4 protein-coding genes are annotated in these 4,458 nt (G+C 42.7%); 1 reads left to right on the top strand and 3 read right to left on the bottom strand.

Annotation, left to right across the window (positions count from 1 at the left end):
- Positions 1–172 precede the first annotated feature (172 nt).
- Positions 173–1,036, bottom strand: coding sequence for a glutathione-dependent disulfide-bond oxidoreductase (gene yghU, locus L0J61_RS09555; protein WP_301466219.1), 864 nt, complete (start codon positions 1,034–1,036; stop codon positions 173–175).
- Between the two features lie 326 nt (positions 1,037–1,362).
- Between yghU and L0J61_RS09560 the strand changes: the two genes are divergently transcribed.
- Positions 1,363–2,739 (top strand): DHA2 family efflux MFS transporter permease subunit, encoded by a 1,377-nt coding sequence (locus L0J61_RS09560; RefSeq protein ID WP_301466220.1) that lies wholly within the window; start codon positions 1,363–1,365, stop codon positions 2,737–2,739.
- A gap of 409 nt (positions 2,740–3,148) precedes the next feature.
- On the opposite strand, the gene bfr (L0J61_RS09565) is transcribed toward L0J61_RS09560, so the two are convergent.
- Both bfr (L0J61_RS09565) and bfr (L0J61_RS09570) read right to left on the bottom strand, forming a co-directional pair.
- A complete protein-coding gene (gene bfr, locus L0J61_RS09565) occupies positions 3,149–3,619 on the bottom strand; it encodes a bacterioferritin (RefSeq protein ID WP_301466221.1) in 471 nt (156 codons plus the stop codon).
- A gap of 71 nt (positions 3,620–3,690) precedes the next feature.
- A complete protein-coding gene (bfr, locus tag L0J61_RS09570; protein ID WP_301466222.1) occupies positions 3,691–4,170 on the bottom strand; it encodes a bacterioferritin in 480 nt (159 codons plus the stop codon).
- Positions 4,171–4,458: the final 288 nt, after the last annotated feature.

Below are 4,458 nucleotides of genomic sequence, written 5' to 3' on the forward strand. Positions count from 1 at the left end.
CTCCGTTACTATATGTGGTAGTAATGTACTATTTTATAATTATTAAGCATATCAATAATTATGTACAAATACAAAAGGTTATCACCTTTCGATGAAAAGTGCGGAAAAGTAATAAATAAGCTCTCTATCCACTTTGATATAACAATAAACATCATAAGGCCCTTACAACGGACTAGCCAATACTTTTTAAGTTTAGGCTTACAGCGCGTTCGACCGCTGGGCGCTTTTCGATGGTTCGAGCCCAACGTCTAACATGCTCGTACTCGTCGACTTGTAGGAACTCGGCGGCATCATACAGCTTACCCAATACCAGCTGGCCGTACCACGACCAAATAATCATATCGGCAATATTGTAACCAGATTCGTCATTACCACCCATGTATGTATTGTCTTTCAAATGCTTATCAAGCACGTCCAGCTGACGCTTGGTTTCCATAGTATATCGATTGATTGGATATTCTAGCGGCTCAGGAGCATAAGCATAAAAGTGCCCGAAACCGCCACCTAAAAATGGAGCGCTACCCATTTGCCACATGACCCAAGATAAGCAATCGGCACGTGCTTTTCCAAGCGAAACAGGGATAAATTCCCCAAACTTTTCTGCTAAATAGAGTAATATAGCACCTGACTCAAAAATAGCGACAGGCTCATTCGCTTCATTATTGGCGTAATCGACCAGCACTGGTATTTTTGAATTGGGGTTTATGGCCACGAAATCAGATCCAAACTGGTCGCCTTCAGAGATGTCAATCTTATAAGCATCGTATGCAGCGTCTACGATGCCTAGTTCAGCCAATTCTTCTAATATGATATTTACCTTGATGCCGTTTGGTGTATTGAGCGAATAGAGCTGCAACGGGGCCTCACCTACTGGCAACGCTTTATCATGGCGCGCGCCTGCCGTTGGACGATTGATACTGGCAAACTTACCACCGCTCTCTTTATCTTCTACCCAGACTTTAGGTGGTACGTAGCCAGTGCTTTGATTGCTGGTCGAATTATTAGCGACGTTAGACTGATTGCTGTCCTTACTCATTACATTTCCCCATCTTATAATTATGATGTTATCGTCAATTAATACTTATGTTCTATTTTAAGCCGTGATCAATTATTTACTATAGCGACAACCCACTCTGACTTCAAAGCTGCTTTTTGTAATTTGGCTATGAGAACCTTAACTTTCACCAGTTATATTGTGCAGCGTTACTGTAGTCTGTTACCTTGATTCGCTTTTATTATTGCCCACTCTTTCTTATACTACTCAGCTTTTATAGTTCGTTCAGATAGTGAGCTGCTCACAAACGACCTCGTTATGCCTATGTCATAACAAGGCATCAACATGAGACACCTGGTGAAACTAACATGGTAACGCTAACTCCAACCCAAGATAAATATTTGCCCTACGTCTTAGCAGTGGCATTGTTTATGCAGATTTTAGACGCCACCATCTTGAATACCTCGTTACCGCAAATGGCTCAAGCTCTCGGTGAGTCGCCGCTAAAAATGCAATGGGCTGTCATCAGCTATGCACTGACATTGGCCATATTCATCCCTGTCAGTGGCTTTTTGGCCGACAAATACGGTACACGCCGCATATTTCTAACAGCGATTGTGATATTTTCTGTCGGATCGATACTCTGCGCCGCATCGCCAACGTTAGATTTTCTGATAGGTTCACGGGTAATACAAGGCATTGGTGGGGCGATGATGACCCCTGTTGCTCGATTGATATTGGTCAAATCCTACCCTCGCAATAAGCTGCTAACCGTGATGAATTTTGCAGTAATACCGGCACTGGTAGCGCCATTGGTCGGGCCTGTATTGGGTGGTTATATCGTACAATATACCAGCTGGCATTGGATATTTTTAATCAATATTCCCATGGGTATCCTAGGGTTTACGATAGGTAAAAAACTGGTGCCAGCGTTGTTTGAAGATACCAAAAAGCTCGACTGGATAGGATTTGTGTTGTTTGCGGCAGCAGCATGCGGATTTACGCTTGCTGTCGAGTTTGGTTCGCAAGAAGGCCACGGGCTATATGGGTTTCTGTACGGTTTGGGTGCTAGCGTACTTATCAGCGCATATGTCTGGCATGCCAAACGACGACAAAAACCACTGTTTCCGCTCACGCTGTTTGACATTCGCACTTTTCGTATCGGTATTACCGGCAACTTATTCACGCGTTTGGGCATCAGCGCTGTGCCCTTTCTGCTGCCGCTACTACTACAGGTAGTGTTTGAGTACTCGCCATCGCAAGCAGGATGGTTGCTGGCTCCTATTGCGATAGGTGCTATCGGCATTAAACCTTGGGTCAGTAAGATTATTCAGCGCTTTAGCTACCGCAAAGTGCTGGTATACAACACCTTTTTCATGGGGTCGCTCATTATCCTGTTGGCACAGTTTGACGATGCCTCACATTGGCTTTGGTTTATTCCTATATTAATCATAGTTGGTGCTTGCAATTCGATGCAGTTTAGCGCGATGAACACCATTACTATTGGTGACTTAGAAGGAACACAGACCAGTAGCGGCAACAGCCTTATGGCCGTCAATCAACAACTGGCAATCAGTTTTGGTATTGCCTTTGGCGCCGCCGTGCTCAACCTCTTGCGTGAGCGCTTTCAGCTCGACACGCTAGCAGCATTTCAAACGACCTATTGGATACTAGGGATTGTCACCATTCTCTCAGGCCTGTATTTTTTACGTTTAAAACCGGAAGATGGTCGTGGGTTGTACTGAAATTAAGTCTTACTTACATTGAGTTGTACTGGTATATAGGTTTATTCACGTACAAAAATCGCTACAGTATTGCTGGTTCGAATTTTTTGCAGCATCTGCCTGCGTAGGCATAGCAGGCAAGAGGGTTTTGCAACAGCAATAAGCGTTGTCTCAATATTGCTTTTCACCGACCATATAAAACTTAGATGCTTTTATGCAGCCTGAACGCAGATCAGTAAAGTCAGCGCTATGATAAACAGTAACGTCTCTATCAAACGATACATAGTTAGTAAGCGTGCGAAGCAATCCTGTTTAATGTCAGGCACAAAAAAAACCAGCCCCTATACTGATGTCTATCAACGTAGAGGCTGGCAAGCGTCATGAATAGTACTGCAAATCAAATCAATTCAATGGCACTGAATTAAGGCGCTTAATCATTAACTTGTGATTGAATGTAGCGCTCGATTCCCATGCTCTCAATCAAGTCTTGTTGTGTATCCAACCAATCATCGTACTCTTCGTTACCATCTTTTAAGGTAACCAATAGCTGGCGAGAAACATAATCACCCTGCGTCTCACATAGAGTGATCGCATCAGTAATGATGTCGAACTTCTGCTTTTCTAAGAGCAAATTACACTCAATAATCTCTTGTACATCCTCACCCACAAGAACTTTACCAAGCTCTTGTAAATTCGGTAATCCACCCAATAGCAAAATACGGGCAATTAACTCATCTGACCATTTCATTTCAGCGATAGATTGCTTATACAATGAACCATTGAGTGACTCTAAGCCCCAGTGACGGGCAATGCGTGCGTGCAAGAAATATTGATTGATGGCAATCAATGATTGTCCAAGTACTTTGTTTAAAGCGCGAATGACTTCTTTATCACCTTTCATCGTCTTTCTCCCTAACCTGTTTATATGAGTTCTATATAATGTTGCTGTTCATATCTGTCATTCAAACAGCATTAAGGAGTGATTTCCGCCATCTGGCTTTGCAAGTAGTTTGACAGCCCAATCATATCGATCAGACGCAGCTGTTGCTCCAACCAATGTGCATGGTCTTCTTCAGTGTCTTTAAGCTGCTCAACCAAAATCTCACGTGTGACGTAATCATGCTCTTTTTCACACAGGGCGATGCCTTCTTTTAAGTGCTTTTGTACTTGGTATTCTAAATCAAGATCTGCCTGCAACATCTCTGGCACATCTGCACCGATATTGATTTTATCGACAGTCATATTAGGCGTGCCGCCCAACATAAGAATACGGCGGACGATCAACTGAGCATGTAAGGTTTCATCATCCATTTCGTGGTTGATACGTTCATACAGTTTGCCGTAATGCCACTCGGCATACATCTCTGAGTGAATGAAATACTGGTCACGAGCCGCAAGCTCACCACCCAACAAAAAGTTCAAATAATCAATGACCTTCTGGCTACCTTTCATCAGTTGCGCTCCTATATTATTGATTCTACAGTTTACGTCTATAACATCACATACAATCAGCAATACCAGTAAACTGAGTTGTGAAAACTCAAGTCAATAAGCCCTCTTACTGACTAAAGTATATATAGTAGCACAGAGGTACAGTGTTCCTTGTAACGTTAGGAACTGGGAATAAGATGGCAATTGAGAACAATAATTAGCTAGCCATTGCTAATAGCAATATTAGAATGATTGAGGAAAATAAAGAAGATAGAGATAGAAGTAAAGCTAGAGGAAGTACTGACTGTA

The sequence above is a fragment of the Psychrobacter sp. genome (genome assembly GCF_030457785.1).
GTDB lineage: Bacteria > Pseudomonadota > Gammaproteobacteria > Pseudomonadales > Moraxellaceae > Psychrobacter.